Source organism: Stenotrophomonas sp. LM091 (assembly GCF_001806305.1).
Lineage (GTDB): Bacteria > Pseudomonadota > Gammaproteobacteria > Xanthomonadales > Xanthomonadaceae > Stenotrophomonas > Stenotrophomonas bentonitica_A.
Map to the genome: position 1 here is coordinate 1177837 of NZ_CP017483.1, position 17847 is coordinate 1195683.

19 protein-coding genes are annotated in these 17847 nt (G+C 67.4%); 1 reads left to right on the forward strand and 18 read right to left on the reverse strand.

The window, feature by feature from the left end; translation table 11 throughout:
* Positions 1–72 precede the first annotated feature (72 nt).
* The 17 genes from queC to aspS all read right to left on the reverse strand — a co-directional run bounded on the left by queC (position 73) and on the right by aspS (position 15935).
* Positions 73–738 carry a 7-cyano-7-deazaguanine synthase QueC gene (gene queC / locus BIZ42_RS05205; RefSeq protein ID WP_019185214.1) on the reverse strand — a complete coding sequence of 222 codons (666 nt, stop codon included), beginning with the start codon at positions 736–738 and terminating at the stop codon, positions 73–75.
* A gap of 75 nt (positions 739–813) precedes the next feature.
* The gene (gene queE, locus BIZ42_RS05210) at positions 814–1512 is read right to left on the reverse strand and encodes a 7-carboxy-7-deazaguanine synthase QueE (protein WP_046272627.1); all 699 of its coding nucleotides are present in this window, start codon (positions 1510–1512) and stop codon (positions 814–816) included.
* Between the two features lie 132 nt (positions 1513–1644).
* Positions 1645–2451 (reverse strand): tol-pal system protein YbgF, encoded by an 807-nt coding sequence (gene ybgF, locus BIZ42_RS05215; RefSeq protein WP_070425771.1) that lies wholly within the window; start codon positions 2449–2451, stop codon positions 1645–1647.
* A 3-nt stretch (positions 2452–2454) separates the two neighbouring features.
* Positions 2455–2970: a peptidoglycan-associated lipoprotein Pal gene (pal, locus tag BIZ42_RS05220; protein ID WP_019185217.1), complete on the reverse strand. Its 516-nt coding sequence runs from the start codon at positions 2968–2970 to the stop codon at positions 2455–2457.
* A 64-nt stretch (positions 2971–3034) separates the two neighbouring features.
* Complete coding sequence (tolB, locus tag BIZ42_RS05225; RefSeq protein ID WP_046272625.1) at positions 3035–4354, reverse strand: Tol-Pal system beta propeller repeat protein TolB; 1320 nt, start codon at positions 4352–4354, stop codon at positions 3035–3037.
* A gap of 216 nt (positions 4355–4570) precedes the next feature.
* A complete protein-coding gene (tolA, locus tag BIZ42_RS05230) occupies positions 4571–5632 on the reverse strand; it encodes a cell envelope integrity protein TolA (protein ID WP_019185219.1) in 1062 nt (353 codons plus the stop codon).
* Positions 5622–6050, reverse strand: coding sequence for a protein TolR (gene tolR, locus BIZ42_RS05235; RefSeq protein ID WP_019185220.1), 429 nt, complete (start codon positions 6048–6050; stop codon positions 5622–5624). Before tolR ends, tolA begins: the two co-directional genes overlap by 11 nt.
* 23 nt (positions 6051–6073) lie before the next feature.
* A complete protein-coding gene (gene tolQ / locus BIZ42_RS05240; RefSeq protein ID WP_019185221.1) occupies positions 6074–6853 on the reverse strand; it encodes a protein TolQ in 780 nt (259 codons plus the stop codon).
* A gap of 10 nt (positions 6854–6863) precedes the next feature.
* Complete coding sequence (ybgC, locus tag BIZ42_RS05245; RefSeq protein ID WP_070425772.1) at positions 6864–7307, reverse strand: tol-pal system-associated acyl-CoA thioesterase; 444 nt, start codon at positions 7305–7307, stop codon at positions 6864–6866.
* On the reverse strand, positions 7297–8337 hold the full coding sequence (ruvB, locus tag BIZ42_RS05250) for a Holliday junction branch migration DNA helicase RuvB (RefSeq protein ID WP_046272623.1): 1041 nt from the start codon (positions 8335–8337) through the stop codon (positions 7297–7299). The genes ybgC and ruvB overlap by 11 nt, the downstream gene beginning before the upstream one ends.
* A 351-nt stretch (positions 8338–8688) precedes the next feature.
* On the reverse strand, positions 8689–10539 hold the full coding sequence (locus BIZ42_RS05255; protein WP_167390318.1) for a potassium transporter Kup: 1851 nt from the start codon (positions 10537–10539) through the stop codon (positions 8689–8691).
* Between the two features lie 123 nt (positions 10540–10662).
* The gene (ruvA, locus tag BIZ42_RS05260; RefSeq protein ID WP_046274332.1) at positions 10663–11253 is read right to left on the reverse strand and encodes a Holliday junction branch migration protein RuvA; all 591 of its coding nucleotides are present in this window, start codon (positions 11251–11253) and stop codon (positions 10663–10665) included.
* Positions 11254–11263: 10 nt separating this feature from the next.
* Complete coding sequence (gene ruvC / locus BIZ42_RS05265) at positions 11264–11785, reverse strand: crossover junction endodeoxyribonuclease RuvC (RefSeq protein ID WP_019186142.1); 522 nt, start codon at positions 11783–11785, stop codon at positions 11264–11266.
* A 129-nt stretch (positions 11786–11914) separates the two neighbouring features.
* Positions 11915–12646 (reverse strand): YebC/PmpR family DNA-binding transcriptional regulator, encoded by a 732-nt coding sequence (locus BIZ42_RS05270; RefSeq protein WP_019186141.1) that lies wholly within the window; start codon positions 12644–12646, stop codon positions 11915–11917.
* A gap of 83 nt (positions 12647–12729) precedes the next feature.
* Positions 12730–13362: an alpha/beta fold hydrolase gene (locus BIZ42_RS05275; RefSeq protein ID WP_026070240.1), complete on the reverse strand. Its 633-nt coding sequence runs from the start codon at positions 13360–13362 to the stop codon at positions 12730–12732.
* Between the two features lie 110 nt (positions 13363–13472).
* On the reverse strand, positions 13473–14006 hold the full coding sequence (locus BIZ42_RS05280) for a GNAT family N-acetyltransferase (protein WP_046274331.1): 534 nt from the start codon (positions 14004–14006) through the stop codon (positions 13473–13475).
* Between the two features lie 171 nt (positions 14007–14177).
* A complete protein-coding gene (aspS, locus tag BIZ42_RS05285) occupies positions 14178–15935 on the reverse strand; it encodes an aspartate--tRNA ligase (RefSeq protein WP_070425774.1) in 1758 nt (585 codons plus the stop codon).
* 171 nt (positions 15936–16106) lie between these two features.
* On the opposite strand from aspS, the gene BIZ42_RS05290 reads away from it, so the two are divergent.
* Positions 16107–17057 carry a DUF3011 domain-containing protein gene (locus tag BIZ42_RS05290; protein ID WP_156785692.1) on the forward strand — a complete coding sequence of 317 codons (951 nt, stop codon included), beginning with the start codon at positions 16107–16109 and terminating at the stop codon, positions 17055–17057.
* An 83-nt stretch (positions 17058–17140) separates the two neighbouring features.
* Here BIZ42_RS05290 and BIZ42_RS05295 read toward each other — a convergent pair whose 3' ends face one another.
* On the reverse strand, positions 17141–17776 hold the full coding sequence (locus tag BIZ42_RS05295) for a hypothetical protein (RefSeq protein WP_070425775.1): 636 nt from the start codon (positions 17774–17776) through the stop codon (positions 17141–17143).
* Between the last annotated feature and the right edge of the window lie 71 nt (positions 17777–17847).

Sequence of the window (17847 nt, forward strand, 5' to 3'; positions counted from 1 at the left end):
ATTGCATCCCCGACATGACGCCGGGGGTGCGCATTCTAACGCATCTTCGCGCTCATGCGTACCCGTCCGGCATCACACGTAGTGGGTGGGATCCGGTACGCCGGCATCCGTGAAACCCTGCGCGCGCAGGCGGCAGGCGTCGCAGTGCCCGCAGGCGCGGCCCTGGTCGTCGGCGTTGTAGCAGGACACGGTCAGGCCGAAGTCCACGCCGAGGCGAACGCCTTCACGCACGATGTCGGCCTTGCTCAGGAACTGCAGCGGCGCGTGGACCTGGATGCCCGCCCCTTCCACGCCCGCCTTGGTCGCCAGGTTGGCCAGCGCCTGGAAGGCCTGGATGAACTCCGGGCGGCAATCGGGGTAGCCGGAGTAATCCACGGCGTTGACGCCACAGAAGATGTCGTTGGCGCCCAGCACCTCGGCCCAGCCCAGCGCGACGGACAGCATGATGGTGTTGCGGGCCGGCACGTAGGTGACCGGGATGCCCTCACCGCCCGCTTCGGGCACGTCGATATCGTCGGTCAGGGCCGAGCCGCCGATGCTGCGCAGGTCGACGTTGACGGTTTTGTGGGCCACCGCGCCCAGCGCGCTGGCGACCGCCGCGGCGGCGTCGAGTTCGGAGGTGTGGCGCTGGCCGTAGCGCACGCTCAGGGCGTGGACGGCGAAACCCTGCTCGCGGGCGATGGCGACGACGGCGGCGGAGTCCATGCCGCCGGACAGGAGGACGACTGCTTTCTTCATGGGGGTGTTTCCGGTGGTTTGCAGGGAACCAGCACGCTGTCCCGCGCCGGGTACATCAGGGAATGCCGAGGCGGCTTACCGGCCCGGCTCGTCATTCCACAGAAGCTTGTGCAGCTGCATCTGGAAGCGCACCGGCAGGCGGTCGGCGACGATCCAGTCGGCCAGCTCGCGCGGGCTGACCTCGCTCTTGCTCGGCGAGAACAACACCATGCTGCGCTCGTTGAGGCGATGTTCACGGACCATGCCACGGGCCCATTCGTAATCTTCGCGGCTGCACAGGACGAACTTGATCTGGTCGCGCTTGGTCAGCAGCGGCAGGTTCTCCAGGCGGTTGCGGGCCATTTCGCCGGAGCCGGGGGTCTTCAGATCGACCACCCGCGAGACGCGCGGATCGACGGCGCTGACATCCAGCGCACCGGAGGTTTCCAGCGAGACGTCCAGGCCGGCATCGCAGAGCTTCTCCAGCAGCACCAGGCAGCGCTTCTGCGCCAGCGGCTCGCCACCGGTCACGCAGACGTGGTGCACGCCCTGGGCCAGCACCTCTTCCACGATCGCGTCGATGTCCCACCAGGTGCCGCCATGGAAGGCGTAGGCGGTATCGCAGTACGTGCAGCGCAGCGGGCAGCCGGTCAGGCGCACGAACACGGTCGGCCAGCCGGCGGTATCGGCTTCGCCCTGCAGGGACAGGAAGATCTCGGTGATCTTCAGTCGCGGCAGCGGTGACTGCACGATCTCACTGGGGAGTGCGGCGGCAGCGGACAAGGTCGTGGTCATGGCGGTGATTCTTGGGGGACGGCTTCGGAAACGACAACAGCCGGGCATGGCCCGGCACGGAAGACCGGGCAACGCCCGGTTGGCGATCAATCATTATACCGGGCCCGGCCGCCTCAGCGGTCCGGGGCGGGTTCAGCGGATCTGCTGACCCAGCCGGATCGACTGCAGACGGTCCTGCGCGGTGCGCGCGGCGTCGGAGCCGGGGTACGTGGACACGACCTGCTCCAGGGTCGCCTGGGCCTGGTCGACCTTGCCTTCGCCATACTGCGACAGGCCGATCTTGAGCAGGCCACCGGACGCCTTGTCATGGGTCGGGTAGCGCGAGATGAGGTCGCGGAACTGCGCCTCAGCCAGCGGGAAATTGCGGGTGGCGTAATAGCTTTCGCCCAACCAGTACAGCGCGTTGGGGGTATAGACACCGTTGGGGTACAGCTCGAGGAAGCTCATGAACAGCTGCGCCGAGTCGTCGTACTTGCCGGCCTTGAGCGAATCGAAGGCGACATTGTAGGCCGTGCGCTCGTCGCCACTGGCAGCCAGGCTGCCGGCATCGCCGTGCACGGAGGGCGGCCGCTCGGAAGCGGCCGTTGCCGGTTTCGGGGGTGCAGCGGGGGCAGCCGCGGCTGCGGCCGGGGCGGCGGGAAGCACGGGGGCTCCACCTTCCAGGCGGTTCAGGCGGCTGTCCAGGTCCAGGTACTGGTCCTTGCCGGTCTGCTTGAGCTGCTCATTGTCGTGCTGCAGCTGCTCGACCTGCGACTGCAGGGCCTGCAACTGGGTACGCAGCTGGTTCAGCTGGTTGAGCATGTCCATGTTGGACTGGTTGTTGTTCGCCTGCTGCTCAAGCGCGCCGACGCGGTCGGCCAGACTCTGGCGCTGCGCATTGGCCGGTGCGGCAGCCACGAGGGCTGCCGCAACGATCATCGATAGAAATCGAAAGCGCATCTATTACTGAGCCGTGTACACGATCTCGACGCGACGGTTCTGCGACCAGCAGGACTCGCCCGACTCGGTGCAGACCGGACGCTCTTCACCGTAGGACACGACGGTCAGCTGCGAAGCCGAACCACCGTTGGCCTGCAGTGCCGAGGACACGCCGTTGCCACGACGCTCGCCCAGGGCCTGGTTGTACGCGCGCGAACCGCGCTCGTCGGTGTGGCCCTGCAGGGTCATGCGCGAGGACGGACGGTCACGCAGGTACTTGGCGTGGCAAGCCATGATGGCCTGGAATTCCGGCTTCACGTCTTCCTTGTCCAGGTCGAAGTACACCACGCGCTGGCGCAGGCAGGAGTCGGTATCCAGATCGCCCGGGCCGTACAGGCCGGAGGTGGACGGGCCGGTCGGAGCGGTGGTGCTGCCGGTATCAACCGGGGCAACAGGCGCTTCCTTGACCTTCTTGGAACAACCGGCCAGGGCGGCCACGGACAACAGGGAGACAAGCAGAACGCGGGTGGTCTTGTTCATGGCGATACCTTTGAGGCTCCTAAAGCCGGATGAGGGATGAATACGGCGAAATCTTAACACTCTGTTAGCGCTTTGTACGGTATGGCGACCAAGAAGGCTCACGAACATCACCGTCGGCCAGAACCAGCCGCTGGCGCACGCGCGCATCGGCCGAAACGGCATACAACACTCCACGACCACCCTCGCGGGCGGCGTACAACACCATGCTCGCGTTGGGCGCAAAGCTCGGCGATTCATCCAGCGACCCTGGCGACAGCGTGTTCCAGCGGGCCGAGCCCGTGCTGCTGTCCATCATCGCGATCTTGTAGGTGTTGCCACTGCCCTGGGCGACCACCAGCTTCTTGCCGTCGTAGGACAGGCTCGGGGTGGCGTTGTAGTTGCCCTGGAAGGTCACGCGCGAAGCGCTGCCGCCGCTGGAGGCCACCTGGTAGATCTGCGGGCGGCCACCACGGTCGGAGGTGAAGTAGACGCTGCTGCCGTCCGGGCTCCAGGTCGGCTCGGTATCGATGGCGAAGTGGTTGGTCAGCTGGGTCAGCTGTTTGCTGCCCAGGTCCATCACGTAGATCTCCGGGTTGCCGCTGCGCGACAGCGACAGGGCCAGGCGACGGCCGTCCGGGGAGAACGACGGGGCGCTGTTGATGCCGCGGAAGCTGGTGACCAGCTCACGGGCGCCACTGGAGATGTTCTGGATGTAGATCGCCGAGTTGCCGCGTTCGAAGCTGACGTAGGCCAGCTTGTTGCCGTCCGGGCTCCAGCTGGGCGAGAGCAGCGGCTCGGCCGAGCGCACGATGGTCTGCGGGTTGAAGCCGTCCGAATCGGCCACCATCAGCGCATAGCGCATGGCATCGCCCTTGCCGCTGGCGGTGACGTAGGCGATGCGGGTCCAGAAGGCCCCGCGGACACCGGTGATCTTCTCGTAGATGGCATCGGCCATCTGGTGGGCGACATCGCGCATGGCGTTGCCACGGGCGGTCATCGCCAGGCCGAGCAGGCGCTCACCCTTGGGCACGTCGTAGAGCTCGTACTCCACGCGGTAGGCACCGGCACCGGCGTCCATGACCCGGCCGACGACGATGTAGTTCTGCTTCAGCGCGCGCCAGGTGGCGAACTGGATCTCGCTGCCACGGGTCGGTTTTTCGACGATTTGGGCTTCCGGCAGGTTGCGGAACTGGCCGGAACGGTCCAGATCGGCGCGTACCACAGCGGCCACGTCGGTCTGCGGGGCACCGGCCGAACCCTGGTAGGGCATCGGGACGACGGTGATCGGCGTGGCGGAGGCATTGCCGCCAATGATGTCGATATCCAGCCCCTTCTGCTGCGCCATGGCAGCAAAGGGCAACAACAGGGCCGCAACAACGGCAAGCCAGCGAGGCATTTTTTTCATGGAGCGCTCAATAGGGGGGAAACCAGAACGAGGGATAACAGGACCGCGGTGAACAGTTTCGCAATCATGAACCAAGGCAGTGTGAATTCCGAGTCACCGAGCGCACAAATCTCACGGCCCGTTAACCAACCGGCCGGATTCGGCGCGCTCCGCCCCCCAACTTGGCCATGAGCCCCTGTACAGCGTGCCGGCGGAACTTCCCCGGACCGCCCGGGATCAATCCTGGGCGGTGAAGGTGAAGTTGATCGTGCGCGCGAACACCGATTCGAAACCGCGGTACGGCAACGGCTGGGCATTCAATACGGCGGCCTCGATCGAGCGGCGGCCGGCTTCGTCGAACGGGCAGCTGCCGCTGACCTTGGCCTGGATGACCTGCCCGCCCGGAATCTGGGTGATCGAGACCTGGCAGCGCTGGCCCAATGGCACCGAATCCGGACGCGTCCACTGCGCGGAGACCTTCTGCTGGATCGCGGCGGCGTACTTGGCGCTCAGATCGTCGCTGGTCCCGCCCGCACCAGCCGCCGGCTTGGCGGCACCGGTGGCACCGGCGGTGGAGGCCGAGGCATTGGCGGCACGCGCGGCGGTGACCTGGCGCAGCTTCTGCTCGGCCAGCTTGGCTTCGTTCTCGGCCTGGGCGCGCTTGCGCCGGATCTCGGCCAGCTTCTTGTCGCGCTCGGCCTCGGCCTTGGCGTCGTTGGCTTTCTGTTCCTGCTCGGCCAGCTTCTTCTTCAGCTCCGCCTCTTCCTGCTGCTTGGCCAGGCGCAGCTTCTGCTCGGCCTGTTCCTGGCGCTTGCGCTCGGTCAGGTCGATCTGTTCCTGGCGGCGCTTGGCTTCCTGCTCCTGTTTGGCCTTTTCAGCCGAGATCGCCAGCGCGTTGACCGCTTCCTGGTCGACCGTGTCGGGCTGGGCGATGCGCTCCTGCGCCTGCGACTGCTGCGGCGTCGGCGCGTCCTGCGGGCGCGGCTCGGGCAACGGCTGCGGCGGCGGCACGGTGTCTTCGGGAATGGGCTCGGGCTCGGCGACCGGTTCGGGCAGGTCCGGCAGCGTCTCGGAGGCGCGCAGGGCCTGGCGCGCGGCCGAGGCTTCGGAGGCGGACAGCTGCAGGCTGGCCTCGATGGCCGGATCGCCGGCGGCCGCTTCGGTGGTGCGTTGCGGCGACCACAACCAGGCGGCGATGAAGATCAGGGCCAGCAGCAGGTGCACGCCGAGCGCCAGCGCGATCGGCAGACCCCACTTCTCTTCAGGCTGACGCTGCGGTGGCAGGGCTTCAGCGTGCATCGGTCGCCAGGCCCACCTTTTCCACGTTGGCGCGCTTGATCACGTCCATGGCCGCGACCACCTTCTCATAGGCCACGGCCTTGTCGGCGGCAACGATCACGCGCAGGTTCTTGTCCTGCGAGGAAAGCGCGGACAGCTGGGCCTGCAGGCGGGCGGCATCCATCGGTTCCGGATCCTTGGCCTCGGGCAGCTTCAGGCTGAGCTGGCCATCCAGGCGGACGGAGACGATCACCGGATCCTGCTTGCTCTCCAGCGCCTTGGCCTGGGAGGTCGGCAGATCCACTTCAAAGCTCAGCGTGAGCAGCGGCGCGGTCACCATGAAGATGATGAGCAGCACCAGCATGACGTCGATGTAGGGCACGACGTTGATTTCGGATTTGAGCTTTCGGCGCTTGCGGCGGCCAATGGCTGCGGTCATGGCAGGACTCCTGTGCTGGGCGCTTACTCGTCGCCCGCGGTCTGACGCTGCAGGATCGAGCTGAACTCTTCTGCGAAGGTTTCAAAGCGCACCGACATGCGCTCCACGCGGGTGGTGAAGCGGTTGTAGGCCCACACCGCCGGGATCGCCACGAACAGGCCGATGGCGGTGGCGAACAGGGCTTCGGAGATACCCGGTGCGACCGAGGCGATACCGGCCTGTTCGCCGCTGTTGATCATGTCGTGCATGGTCACCATGATGCCGAACACGGTGCCGACCAGACCCACGTACGGGGCGGTCGAGCCGATGTTGGCCAGCAGCTCCAGGCTGCGCTCCATCTGGTCCACTTCGCGGGTATAGGTGGTGCGCATGGCGCGCTGGGCACCTTCCAGCTGGGCGCGGCCATCCAGGCGGCGCTTGTCGCGCAGGCGGGTGAACTCGCGGAAGCCCGATTCGAAGATCGCTTCCAGGCCACCGACCTGGCGGTTGCGGTCGGTCGCCGAGCTGTACAGCTTGCCCAGGTCCGCACCGGACCAGAAGCGGCTTTCGAACTCATCGGCAGCGCGGTTGGCGGCGTTGAACACGCGCGCCTTGCGGAAGATGATCACCCAGCTGATGAACGAGCCGGCCAGCAGCAGCAGCACGATGATCTTCACCGGGATGCTGGCCTTGACCATCAGGTCCAGGTAGTTGATGCCACCGCCGTGCGCGGCTTGGGCGACAGTCTGCGCCGCGGCGCTGGTGACTTCCTGCGGCAGCGCTTCGGTCACCGTGGCCTGCAGGGCCAGGAGCATTGCGATCATCCGTTGTTCCTCAGTATGCGGATTCTGGAAATTCGAGGTGTTTCAGCGCGGCATGCAGTGCATCGTCCATGCCACGCGGTTTGAAGGTGGCTGCATCGAGCGCGGCGATCTTCACCTGCGCGGTCAGCAGTGTTTCCCCGCCCCGGCACACGGCCTGGGCGAACACCATGCTGGCACGCTTGCACTGCACCAGCGTGGCGGTAACCGCCAGCGCATCGTCCAGCCGCGCCGGCTTGAGGAAATCCATGGTCATGCTGCGCACCGCGAACACAAGGCCGTGGTCGCAGCGCATGCGCTCCTGACCATACCCCAATGCGCGCATCCATTCGGTCCGCGCCCGTTCCATGAAGGCCACGTAGCGGGCGTGGTACACGACCCCGCCAGCGTCGGTATCTTCCCAGTAAATGCGTGTCGGCCAACTGAATCGGGGCTCAACCCGGGGATCAACCGACATCCGGGACCTCCGCGAACAGGTCGGCCGGCGGATTCTTCGGCTTCAGGCCCATGTGCCGGTAAGCCTTGTGCGTGCACATGCGGCCGCGCGCGGTGCGGATCAGGAAGCCCTGCTGGATCAGATAGGGCTCGACCACGTCTTCCAGCGTGCCACGCTCTTCGGAGAGCGCGGCGGCCAGCGATTCGATCCCGACCGGACCGCCGTCGAAGTAATCGACCATGGTCCGCAGCAGGCGCCGATCGAGCTCGTCGAAGCCTTCCGGGTCGACCTTGAGCATCTGCATGGCGGCCTGGGCCACGTCCTGGTCGATGTGGCCGGCCGCCTTCACCTGCGCGAAGTCGCGTACCCGGCGCAGCAGCCGGTTCGCGATACGCGGCGTGCCGCGCGAGCGCCGGGCGATCTCGGCCGCCCCCTCGGCGGTGCAGTCGATGTTGAGGATGCTGGCCGAGCGCCGGACGATCTTCGTCAGCTCTTCAGGCGTATAGAACTCCAGCCGATGCACGATGCCGAAGCGGTCGCGCAGCGGCGCGGTCAGCAGGCCGGCACGGGTGGTCGCACCGATCAGCGTGAACGGCGGCAGATCGATCTTGATCGAGCGGGCCGCAGGGCCCTCGCCGATCATGATGTCGATCTGGAAATCTTCCATCGCCGGGTACAGCACTTCTTCGACGACCGGCGAGAGGCGGTGGATTTCATCGATGAACAGCACATCGTGCGGCTGCAGGTTGGTCAGCAGCGCGGCCAGGTCACCGGCCTTCTCGATCACCGGCCCGGAGGTGACGCGCAGCGCGACCCCCAGCTCGTTGGCGATCACGTGGCTCAAGGTGGTCTTGCCCAGGCCTGGCGGCCCGAAGATCAGCACGTGGTCGAGCGCGTCGCCACGGGCCTTGGTCGCTTCGATGTAGATCGACAGCTGCTCGCGCACCGGCGCCTGGCCCAGGTAATCGGCCATGCGCTTGGGGCGGATGCTGGCGTCGGTGCCCTCGTCTTCGCGGGTGGCACCGGCACCGATGATGCGGTCGTCTGTCATGCGGCAATTATGCGGCAAAAGGAGCGCGATCCGCGCTCCAGGTAATGCCGGCCGCTGGCCGGCTCCGCACGATGCGCGCTCCAGGTAGTGCCGGCCGCTGGCCGGCTCCGCACGATGCGCGCTCCAGGTAGTGCCGGCCGCTGGCCGGCTCCGCACGATGCGCGCTCCAGGTAGTGCCGGCCGCTGGCCGGCTCCGCACGATGCAGGGGTCATGGGGAGCCGGCCAGCGGCCGGCACTACCGGGAACGCATCGGAGGGGCACACCGAATGTGCGGGGTTTTTAAGCGGAAGGCGCCCGGGTCCCAAGGTCTGCGCAGCAAACCTTGGGCAGCAAGGGGCGATCCGACGCAGTCAGATCTCCACCTGCGCGCCCAGTTCCACCAGCCGATTCCCTGGAATCCGGAAGAACCCGGTCGCCGGCGCCGCGTTGCGGTGCATCAGCGCGAACAGCTTGTCGCGCCAGATCGGCATGCCGCGGTTGGCCGTGGCCACGATGGTCTCGCGGCTGGCGAAGAACGTGGTGTCCATCGGGTCGAAGTAGATCCCGCCGTGGTCGCACGAGCGCATCAGCGCCAGCGGTACGTCCGGGGTCTCCATGAAGCCGAAGCGCACGTAGATCCGATAGAACTCATCGCCCACCGACTCGATCTTCAGGCGCTGGCCCGAAGGCGCGTACGGCACCGGCAGGGTCACCACGTGCAGGAACACGTTGCGCTCGTGCAGCACCTTGTTGTGCTTGAGGTTGTGCATCAGCGCGTGCGGGGCCACCGAGGGGTCGGCGGTCAGGAACACCGCGGTACCCGGCACCCGCACCGGCGGGGCCAGCATCAGGCCCGGCAGGAAGGTGTCGATCCGGATGCCGTCCTTGCGGATCTCATCGCGCAGCAGCTCGCGGCCCCGGCGCCAGGTGCGCATCATGGTGAACAGCACGATGCCCAGCACCACCGGGAACCACGCGCCCTGCAGCAGCTTGGCGCCGTTGGCGATCACGAAGCCCAGGTCGATCACGAAGAAGATCACGCACAGCGGCAGGATCCAGTTGCGCGCTTTCGGCCACAGCGCGCGGGCGACCAGTGCGAGCAGCAGGGTATCGATCAGCATGGTGGCCGACACCGAAATGCCGTAGGCCACGGCCAGGTTGGAGGAGCTGCGGAAGGCCAGCACCAGCCCGATCACCATCACCGCGATGCCCCAGTTGATGCCCGGGATGTAGATCTGGCCGATGGTGTCGTGCGAGGTATGGGTGATGCGCATGCGCGGGATGTAGCCCAGCTGCATGGCCTGGCGCGAAACCGAGAACGCCCCGGTGATCACCGACTGCGAAGCGATCACCGCCGCCATCGTCGCCAGCACGATCATCGGGTACAGGCCCCACTCCGGTACCGCTTCGAAGAACGGATTCTTCACCGCTTCGGGGTGCTTGAGCACCAACGCGCCCTGCCCCAGGTAGTTCAGCACCAGGCACGGCAGCACGAAGTAATACCAGGCGTGGCGGATCGGCCTGGCGCCGAAGTGGCCCATGTCGGCATACAGCGCCTCGCCACCGGTCACAGCCAGCACCACCGCGCCGAGGATGAAGATGCCGTGCCAGCCGTGCTCCATGAAGAAGCGCAGCGCCCACATCGGGTTGAAGGCCTTGAGCACTTCCGGCGCATCGACGATGTTCCAGATGCCGATCGCCGCCAGGGAGATGAACCAGATCGAGGTGATCGGGCCGAACAGCTTGCCGATCTTGGCCGTGCCGAAGCGCTGTACGGCAAACACCGCCAGCAGCACCACCACGGTGATCGGCACGATGAAGTTGTGCAGCCCCGGGGCCGCGACCTCCAGGCCTTCGACCGCACCCAGCACGGAGATGGCCGGGGTGATCACGCCGTCGCCGAAGAACAGCGAGGCGCCGAAGATGCCCAGGATGCCCACCACGTAGGCCGAGCGCGAGCCGTTCCGCAGCGTGCGCTGGGTCAGCGCCATCAGCGCCATGATGCCGCCCTCGCCGTCGTTGTCGGCGCGCATGATGATGGTGACGTACTTGAGCGTCACCACGATGTTCAGTGCCCAGAACGCCAGGGACAGCACGCCCAGCACGGTGTCATGGTCGCTGTTGAGGCCGTAGTGCGGGGAGAACGCTTCTTTGAGCGTGTACAGCGGGCTGGTGCCGATGTCGCCGAACACCACGCCGATGGCGCCGATCATCAGCGCCATGCCGCCGGCCGCCGGCGCGTGGCCGTGCGGGGCCTGGCCGTCGCTGTGCTGGGGGGAAGTGGTGGACATGAGGCTCCGGGCGGACGCGGTCGGTATCGGATCAGGAACAGGCGGGCGCGCGGCTCAGCGCAGCGCAGCCTGCAGGGCTTTGCGGATGACCGTGGCGACATCGTCGCCTTCGGCGTTGGCGTCGCGCGCCATGCGTGCAGCCTCGACCGGCTTGTAACCCAGCTGCTGCAGGGCCACGGTCGCCTCGGAGACCGGATCGGTGGCCGGTGCCGCGCCGGCGATGGGTGCCCCGCCGCCGCCGAAGTTGGCCGCGCGGTCGCGCAGCTCCAGCACCATGCGCTCGGCGGTCTTCTTGCCGATGCCCGGGATGCGGGTCAGCGCGGTGATGTCACCGGCCTGCAGCATGCGCGCGAACTCGTCCACGCTGACGCCGGAGAGCACCGCCAGCGCGATCTTGGCGCCGATCCCGCTCACCTTCTGCACATCGCGGAACAGGCGGCGCTCACCCTCGCGCAGGAAACCGTACAGCGAGACGCTGTCTTCCTTCTGCGCGTAATGGGTGAACAGCGTGACCTCGCGGCCCAGCTCGGGCAGGTCGTAGAAGGTGCTCATCGGCGCCTCCAGTTCGTAACCGACGCCATTGACGTCGACCATGAGCCACGGCGGCGCCTTGTAGGCCACGATCCCGCGCAGACGACCAATCATGCAGTTTTCCTCATTTCCGGCTCCAGGCCTGGCGCGCATTGACGCCCAGGCGCAGCGCCGTGGCCCGGACATGGGCGTGGGTGATCGCCACGGCCAACGCGTCGGCGGCGTCGGCCTGCAGCTTGGTTTTCAGGTTGAGCATGAGCCCGACCATGTGTTGGACCTGTTGTTTTTCCGCGCCACCGCGGCCCACCACGGCCAGCTTGATCTCGGTGGCCGCGTATTCGCTGACCGGCAGGTCGCGCATCACCACGGCCGAGATGGCCGCGCCGCGGGCCTGGCCCAGCTTCAGGGCCGAATCCGGGTTGCGTGCCATGAACACCTTTTCGATGGCCACTTCGTCGGGGCGGTACTCCTCGACCAGGGCGGTCAGGCCCACCACCAGCAGCTTCATCCGCTGCGGGAAGTCGTCCGCGCCCAGCAGCACCAGTGGCAGGTGGTGGACATGCACCACCCTGCCGGCGGCGTCCACATCAATGATGCCCACCCCGGTGCGCTGCGAACCGGGGTCGATGCCGAGGATGCGTGTCATGCGGCACGCACACGGCCGCCCGCGGCCCGGAAGGGACACATGCGGCGGGGATAACAGGGAACGGCTGGAGTCATCATGGTCCGCATTGTCCGCTCACCGGTCGCGCAAAGCGACCGGTGAAGGGCCCGCTCAGGCGTAGGCGTCCGCGCCGAGATCGGCGTTGGAGAACACGTCCTGCACGTCGTCCAGGTCTTCGAGCATGTCCAGCAGCTTCTTGACCTGCAGGGCGGTGTCGCCCTCGACCTTGATGTCGTTGTCGGCACGGAAGGTGATTTCGGCATGGTCCGGCTTGAAACCGGCTGCTTCCATCGCGTCCTTGACGGCGTGATAGCTGTCGGCCGCGGTGAGCACATCGATCGCCCCATCTTCCGGGTAGACCACGATGTCGTCCGCACCGGCCTCGATCGCCGCTTCGGTGACGGCTTCTTCGTCCGCACCGGCGGCGAAGTGCAGCACGCCCAGGCGCTTGAACATGAAGGCCACCGAGCCTTCGGTGCCCATGTTGCCGCCGCACTTGCTGAACGCATGGCGGACATCGGCCACGGTGCGCACGCGGTTGTCGGTCAGGCAGTCCACGATCACGGCCACGCCACCGGGGGCATAGCCCTCGTAGCGGATCTCTTCGTACTCCACGCCTTCCAGCTCACCGGTCGCCTTCTTGATGGCGCGCTCGATCACGTCCTTGGACATGTTCGAGGACAGGCCCTTGTCCATGGCAACGCGCAGGCGCGGGTTGTTGTTGGGGTCGCCTCCACCGCCGCGCGCGGCAACGCCGATCTCGCGGATGATCTTGGTGAAAATCTTGCCGCGCTTCGCGTCAGACGCGTTTTTGCGGTTCTCGATGGAGGGGCCTCTACCCATGGGGTGACTCTCGTGCTTCTGTCAGGAACAGGGCGCGAATTCTACCTGATCCGCCGCCCCGCCCGTGTCACCACCCCGCCCGCTCAGGCGGCGTGGGCCGCATCATCGCGCCGGAACCGGCCATCGCGCAGGAAGGCGGCGGTCTGCCGCGCGGCATCGGGCGAGAACACCAGCCCGCTGTGGCTGGCCGGGATCACACAGTGGTCGGCGAGCCCCGGCAGCTGGGTCTCATCCAGCGCTACGGTGCCATCGGAGGCCTCGCCACAGGCGCCCAGCAGGCTGCCCAGGCCATGCGGGACCGAGCCGGCGATCAGCCCGACCTGGGCCCTGCCCTCCCAGGCCGGGAGCCCATCGAGCAGCAGTTCCGAGCTGCGCCCCAGCGCCAGCGACCAGCCGTGATCGCTCAGGGAGCGGGCGGTCACGCTGCCGCGCAGTGGCGAGCCCAGGCAGACCACGCGCGACACCGGCAGCTCCGGGGCGCGCCGCAGGGCCTCAAGGGCAACCAGTCCGCCCAGGCTGTGGCCGACCAGCGAGACCGGGCCACTGTCCTTGAGCCGCTCCAGCAGCTGCGGCACTGCCACCTCGGGGCCACCGAACACGCTCGAATACCCGAAGGTATCCACGGTGAAGCCACGGGCGCGCAGGCGCCAGGCCAACGGGCCGACCCAGGCGCGTGCGTTCCAGATGCCATGCAGCAGTAAAACGGGGGGATTCATGATGTCAGCCTCGCCCATTGGGCGGGGCGCCTGCAGAAGGAAACAGCGTCATTAGACAAATGGGCCAGCCAACGGCAGGTGAAGCCGCTGCGGCCATGACGATGTCGTGCTCAGCCCGCCGTGGGCGGGCGGCGCAGGATGAACTCCAGGTCGCGCACGCTGCCGACCGGGAACTCGTAGGTGCCGACCTTGCTGAAGCCATAGCGGGCATAGAACCGCTGCGCGCCGAAGTTTTCCGACCAGACGCCCAGCCACAGCGTGCGCGGGCCTTCCCGTTCCAGCCAGGCCAGCGCGGTTTCGAACAGGCGGCTGCCCCAGCCGCAGCTCTGCTGGTCCTTGATCAGGTACAGCCGCTTGAGTTCGCCATCGCCGGGCTGCACCTCGGCATGCGGCAGGCCACAGGGGCCGGCGGCGGCATGGCCCACGGCGACGCCATCGAGCTCCAGCAGCCAGACCGCGTAATCGGGGTGTTCAAGGATGATGCGCTGGCGCTGCGCCGGGTACGCCTCATCCAGGAAGGCCTGCAGGTCTTCGGGCGGGTACAGGGAGCCGAAGGTTTCCACGAACGTGCGCGTGGCCAGCACCGACAGGGTCTGGGCGTCGTCCGGGGTGGCGCGGCGGATGGTATAGCGGCCTGGAGTCACGGCGGGAGCATCGGCATCGGCAAGAACCGCCAATTTACCTGAACGTGGCGGCGATGGCGCCCCACGACCCGCGAACCTGTCGATCCTGGTGGGCAGGATCCGCAGCAGGTACCGACCACCGGTCGGTACCTGCCACGTGTCGACGCCGACCGGGGGCCGGTGCGTCCCGGCTTATTCCTTGGCGGCGCGCGGGCGGACCTGCACGTGCACTTCGGCCAGCTGCTCGTCCGGGATCGGCGACGGGGCGCCGGTCATCAGGCACTGCGCGCCGGTGGTCTTCGGGAACGGGATGACGTCGCGGATCGACTCGGTACCGGCCATCAGCGCGGCGATACGGTCGATGCCGAAGGCGATGCCACCGTGCGGCGGCGCGCCGAAACGCAGCGCATCGAGCAGGAAGCCGAACTTGCCCTCGGCCTCTTCGGCACCGATGCCCAGCAGTTCGAACACCGCACTCTGCATGTCCGAGCGGTGGATACGGATCGAGCCACCGCCGATCTCGTTGCCGTTGAGCACCATGTCATAGCCACGCGACACGGCGGTCTTCGCATTCGCGCGCAGGTCGGCGATGTCGTCCACCGCCGGGGCGGTGAAGGGGTGATGCAGGGCGACGTAGCGCTGGGCTTCGTCGTCGTACTCGAACATCGGGAAATCGGTGACCCACAGCGGTGCCCAGCCGGCGGCGACCAGGTTGAAGTCCTTGCCGGCCTTCAGGCGCAGGGCGCCCATGAAGTCGGAGACCTTGTTGTAGCCACCGGCGCCGAAGAACACGATGTCACCGTTGCCGGCGCCGACGTGTGCGACCAGCGCGGCGAAGGCTTCTTCGCTGAAGAACTTGGCGATCGGCGAGCTGACTTCGCCGCTCTCGCTGATCTTGATGTAGGCCAGGCCCTTGGCGCCGTACTTGGCGGCATGCGCGGCGTATTCGTCGATCTGCTTGCGCGACAGGCTGGCACCGCCCGGGATGCGCAGCGCAGCCACGCGGCCGTCGGCATCGTTGGCGGCGGCGGTGAACACCGGGAATTCGCTGGTCTTGACCAGCTCGGCCACGTCCACCAGCTCCAGCGCGATGCGCAGGTCCGGCTTGTCCGAGCCATAGCGACGCATCGCCTCGGCCCAGGTCATGCGCGGGAAGCTGGCGGCCAGCTCCACGTCCACCACTTCCTTGAAGATGGCGCGGATCATGGTTTCCACGAAGTCCTGCACATCGCGCTCGCGCACGAAGGCGAATTCCATGTCCAGCTGGGTGAATTCCAGTTGGCGGTCGGCACGCAGGGCCTCATCGCGGAAGCAGCGCGCGATCTGGTAGTAGCGGTCGAAGCCAGCCACCATCAGGATCTGCTTGAACAGCTGCGGGCTCTGCGGCAGGGCGTAGAACTCGCCCGGGTGCATGCGCGCCGGCACCAGGAAGTCGCGGGCGCCTTCCGGGGTGGCCTTGGTCAGGATCGGGGTTTCGATGTCCTGGAAACCGGTGGCGTCCAGGTGGCGGCGCAGGGCCTGCACCAGCTTGATGCGGGTGCGCTGCATGCGCTGCATTTCCGGGCGGCGCAGGTCCAGGTAACGGTACTTCAGGCGGGTTTCCTCGCCCGGGTTCTCGTGCGCGTGGAACGGCAGCGGCTCGGCCTTGTTGAGGATGGTGATGGCCGTGGCGATCACTTCCACGCTGCCGGTGCGGAGTTTGTCGTTGGCCGCATGCCGCGCACGCACCACGCCTTCGACCTGCAGCACGTCCTCGTAGCCCAGGCTGGCGGCCACGGCGAACACGGCTGCGTTGTCGACTTCCACCGTCACCTGCACGATGCCTTCATGATCGCGCAGATCGATGAAGACCACGCCGCCCTGGTTGCGGGCAACGTCGGTCCAGCCGGCGAGGGTAACGGTTTGGCCAATCAGGGTCTCGTCGACCAGGCCACAGAAGTGGGTACGCATGGGGGTAAAGCTCCGCAGGAGAGTGCCGGCGCCAAGCTGCGCCGGAAAGCCCGTTATTCTGCGGCCGCCAGCCCGGCGGGGCAAATCCGGGCGCCGCGGCCCGGCATCACGCGCTCTGAACCGGGGGCGTTCCTATAGTCCGCGCACCAACGACCGCACGGGGATGTCGCCATGCAACGCCGTCTGAGCACCGTTTGCCTCACCCTTGCCCTGGCCTGTATGGCCCCGGCCCTGCACGCCCAGATCAGCACCCGGGCCTATGCCCCGGAGAATCTGTCGCAGTTGTCCTCCTCCGACCGCAGCCGGGTCATCACCCAGGAATACGCCGACCAGTCCAATGGCCGCCGGATCCCGGATGACCAGCTGCGCTTCTACCTGGCCCAGGTCAACTCGGGCTGGAGCTTCTCACGCATCAAGCAGGACATCGCCACCTCGCTGCGCGGCAACGGCAACGGCGGCGGCTGGAATGGCGGCGGCACCGGATCCGGCAACAACGGCACGGTCCGCTGCGAAAGCCAGGACAACCGCGAGCGGGTCTGCAACACCGGCTGGCGCAGCGCCCGGCTGTCCCGGCAGATTTCAGGCACGACCTGTACCGAGGGCCGCAACTGGGGCTCGCGCAATGGCACCGTCTGGGTCAGCGGCGGCTGCCGGGCCGAATTCGTCGAGGGACGCGGCAATGGCGGCAACTGGGGCGGCGGTAGCGGCACCGGGGCGACCATCCGCTGCGAGAGCCAGGACAACCGCGAGCGGACCTGCAACACCGGTTGGCGCAACGCGACCCTGGTCCGCCAGATCTCCGGTACGGCCTGCGTCGAAGGCCAGACCTGGGGCGTGCGCAATGGCGCGGTGTGGGTCAACCGCGGGTGCCGCGGCGAGTTCGCCGAGGCGCGTGGCAACAGCGGCGGCAACTGGGGCGGCGGTGGCAACAGCAACTACAGCGTGACCTGCAGCAGCAACGACAAACGCCAGCAGACCTGCGCGTGGGATGACCGCCAGGGGCGCCCGGCACTGGTCCAGCAGCTGTCCGGCACGGCCTGCGTGGAGGGCCGCAGCTGGGGCTACAGCAATGGCAGCCTGTGGGTCAGCGGCGGCTGCCGCGCCCGCTTCGGGGCGCGCTGAGCGGCACAGCCCTGCACCCGGTGCCGACCGTGGGTCGGCACCTTGCGGCGCCGGCCACCTGCGGCCGGCGTCGGGAGACCGGGTTACGGTGCCGGCGTCTCACTGCCCCACGGCGCCGGCGGCAACGCCACCGGCTTGGTCAGGTCGAACACCACCTGGAAGTGGCGCCCGCCCGGCCGGGTGAGCTCGTAGACGAAGCGCTGGTCGGGGTCCACTTCCATCGCCCAGGTGTTCTGCACGGAGGCCAGCATGTCGGCCTTGCGGAACATCGCCACCGAATCCGAATCCACCGGGAACGACTGGCGCTGCGCGGTCCCCGGCGGCTTGCTGTCACCCCCGTACATCGTGACCGCATCCGGGCTGCCATCTTCGTGGCGGTGATCATGCTTCAGGCGCAGGCCGTTCTCGGTGCGGCTCAGCACCCAGGTGCGCGAGTGGTCGTCGCCAACATGGAACGGGATCCGCAGCTCGTGCGCCGGATCCTCGCAGCCACGCACATGCATGACCAAGCGCTTGCCCTCGAAAGGATCAGGCGCATCGGTGCGCGGTTCGTTGACCGCGATACGGCCTTCGAACGCCTTGCCGCAATGCGCGGCCACGGCGGACATGAAGGCATCGGACGGTGCCATCGACACCTCGTGCCCGACGGTGTCATTAGAGCCGCTGCAGGCGGTGATCGCCAGCGCAGCGGCCAAGGGAAGAAGTTTGACTGCGTTCATGCCCCCCACCCTAACGGGCGCGACCGGGCAGCGCAAACCCCGCGCTTGATGCGACAGAAAGGGTTGCCAAC

Coding starts and splice junctions, on each gene's coding strand:
- BIZ42_RS05275 (WP_026070240.1), bottom strand. CDS start 13,362: ATGAATCCCCCCGTTTTACTGCTGCATGGCATCTGGAACGCACGCGCC.
- ybgC (WP_070425772.1), bottom strand. CDS start 7,307: ATGTCGGTTGATCCCCGGGTTGAGCCCCGATTCAGTTGGCCGACACGC.
- BIZ42_RS05255 (WP_167390318.1), bottom strand. CDS start 10,539: ATGGCGCTGATGATCGGCGCCATCGGCGTGGTGTTCGGCGACATCGGC.
- queC (WP_019185214.1), bottom strand. CDS start 738: ATGAAGAAAGCAGTCGTCCTCCTGTCCGGCGGCATGGACTCCGCCGCC.
- ruvC (WP_019186142.1), bottom strand. CDS start 11,785: ATGACACGCATCCTCGGCATCGACCCCGGTTCGCAGCGCACCGGGGTG.
- tolR (WP_019185220.1), bottom strand. CDS start 6,050: ATGACCGCAGCCATTGGCCGCCGCAAGCGCCGAAAGCTCAAATCCGAA.
- ybgF (WP_070425771.1), bottom strand. CDS start 2,451: ATGCGCTTTCGATTTCTATCGATGATCGTTGCGGCAGCCCTCGTGGCT.
- tolQ (WP_019185221.1), bottom strand. CDS start 6,853: ATGATCGCAATGCTCCTGGCCCTGCAGGCCACGGTGACCGAAGCGCTG.
- queE (WP_046272627.1), bottom strand. CDS start 1,512: ATGACCACGACCTTGTCCGCTGCCGCCGCACTCCCCAGTGAGATCGTG.
- tolA (WP_019185219.1), bottom strand. CDS start 5,632: ATGCACGCTGAAGCCCTGCCACCGCAGCGTCAGCCTGAAGAGAAGTGG.
- tolB (WP_046272625.1), bottom strand. CDS start 4,354: ATGAAAAAAATGCCTCGCTGGCTTGCCGTTGTTGCGGCCCTGTTGTTG.
- ruvB (WP_046272623.1), bottom strand. CDS start 8,337: ATGACAGACGACCGCATCATCGGTGCCGGTGCCACCCGCGAAGACGAG.
- BIZ42_RS05290 (WP_156785692.1), top strand. CDS start 16,107: ATGCAACGCCGTCTGAGCACCGTTTGCCTCACCCTTGCCCTGGCCTGT.
- BIZ42_RS05295 (WP_070425775.1), bottom strand. CDS start 17,776: ATGAACGCAGTCAAACTTCTTCCCTTGGCCGCTGCGCTGGCGATCACC.
- BIZ42_RS05270 (WP_019186141.1), bottom strand. CDS start 12,646: ATGGGTAGAGGCCCCTCCATCGAGAACCGCAAAAACGCGTCTGACGCG.
- aspS (WP_070425774.1), bottom strand. CDS start 15,935: ATGCGTACCCACTTCTGTGGCCTGGTCGACGAGACCCTGATTGGCCAA.
- ruvA (WP_046274332.1), bottom strand. CDS start 11,253: ATGATTGGTCGTCTGCGCGGGATCGTGGCCTACAAGGCGCCGCCGTGG.
- pal (WP_019185217.1), bottom strand. CDS start 2,970: ATGAACAAGACCACCCGCGTTCTGCTTGTCTCCCTGTTGTCCGTGGCC.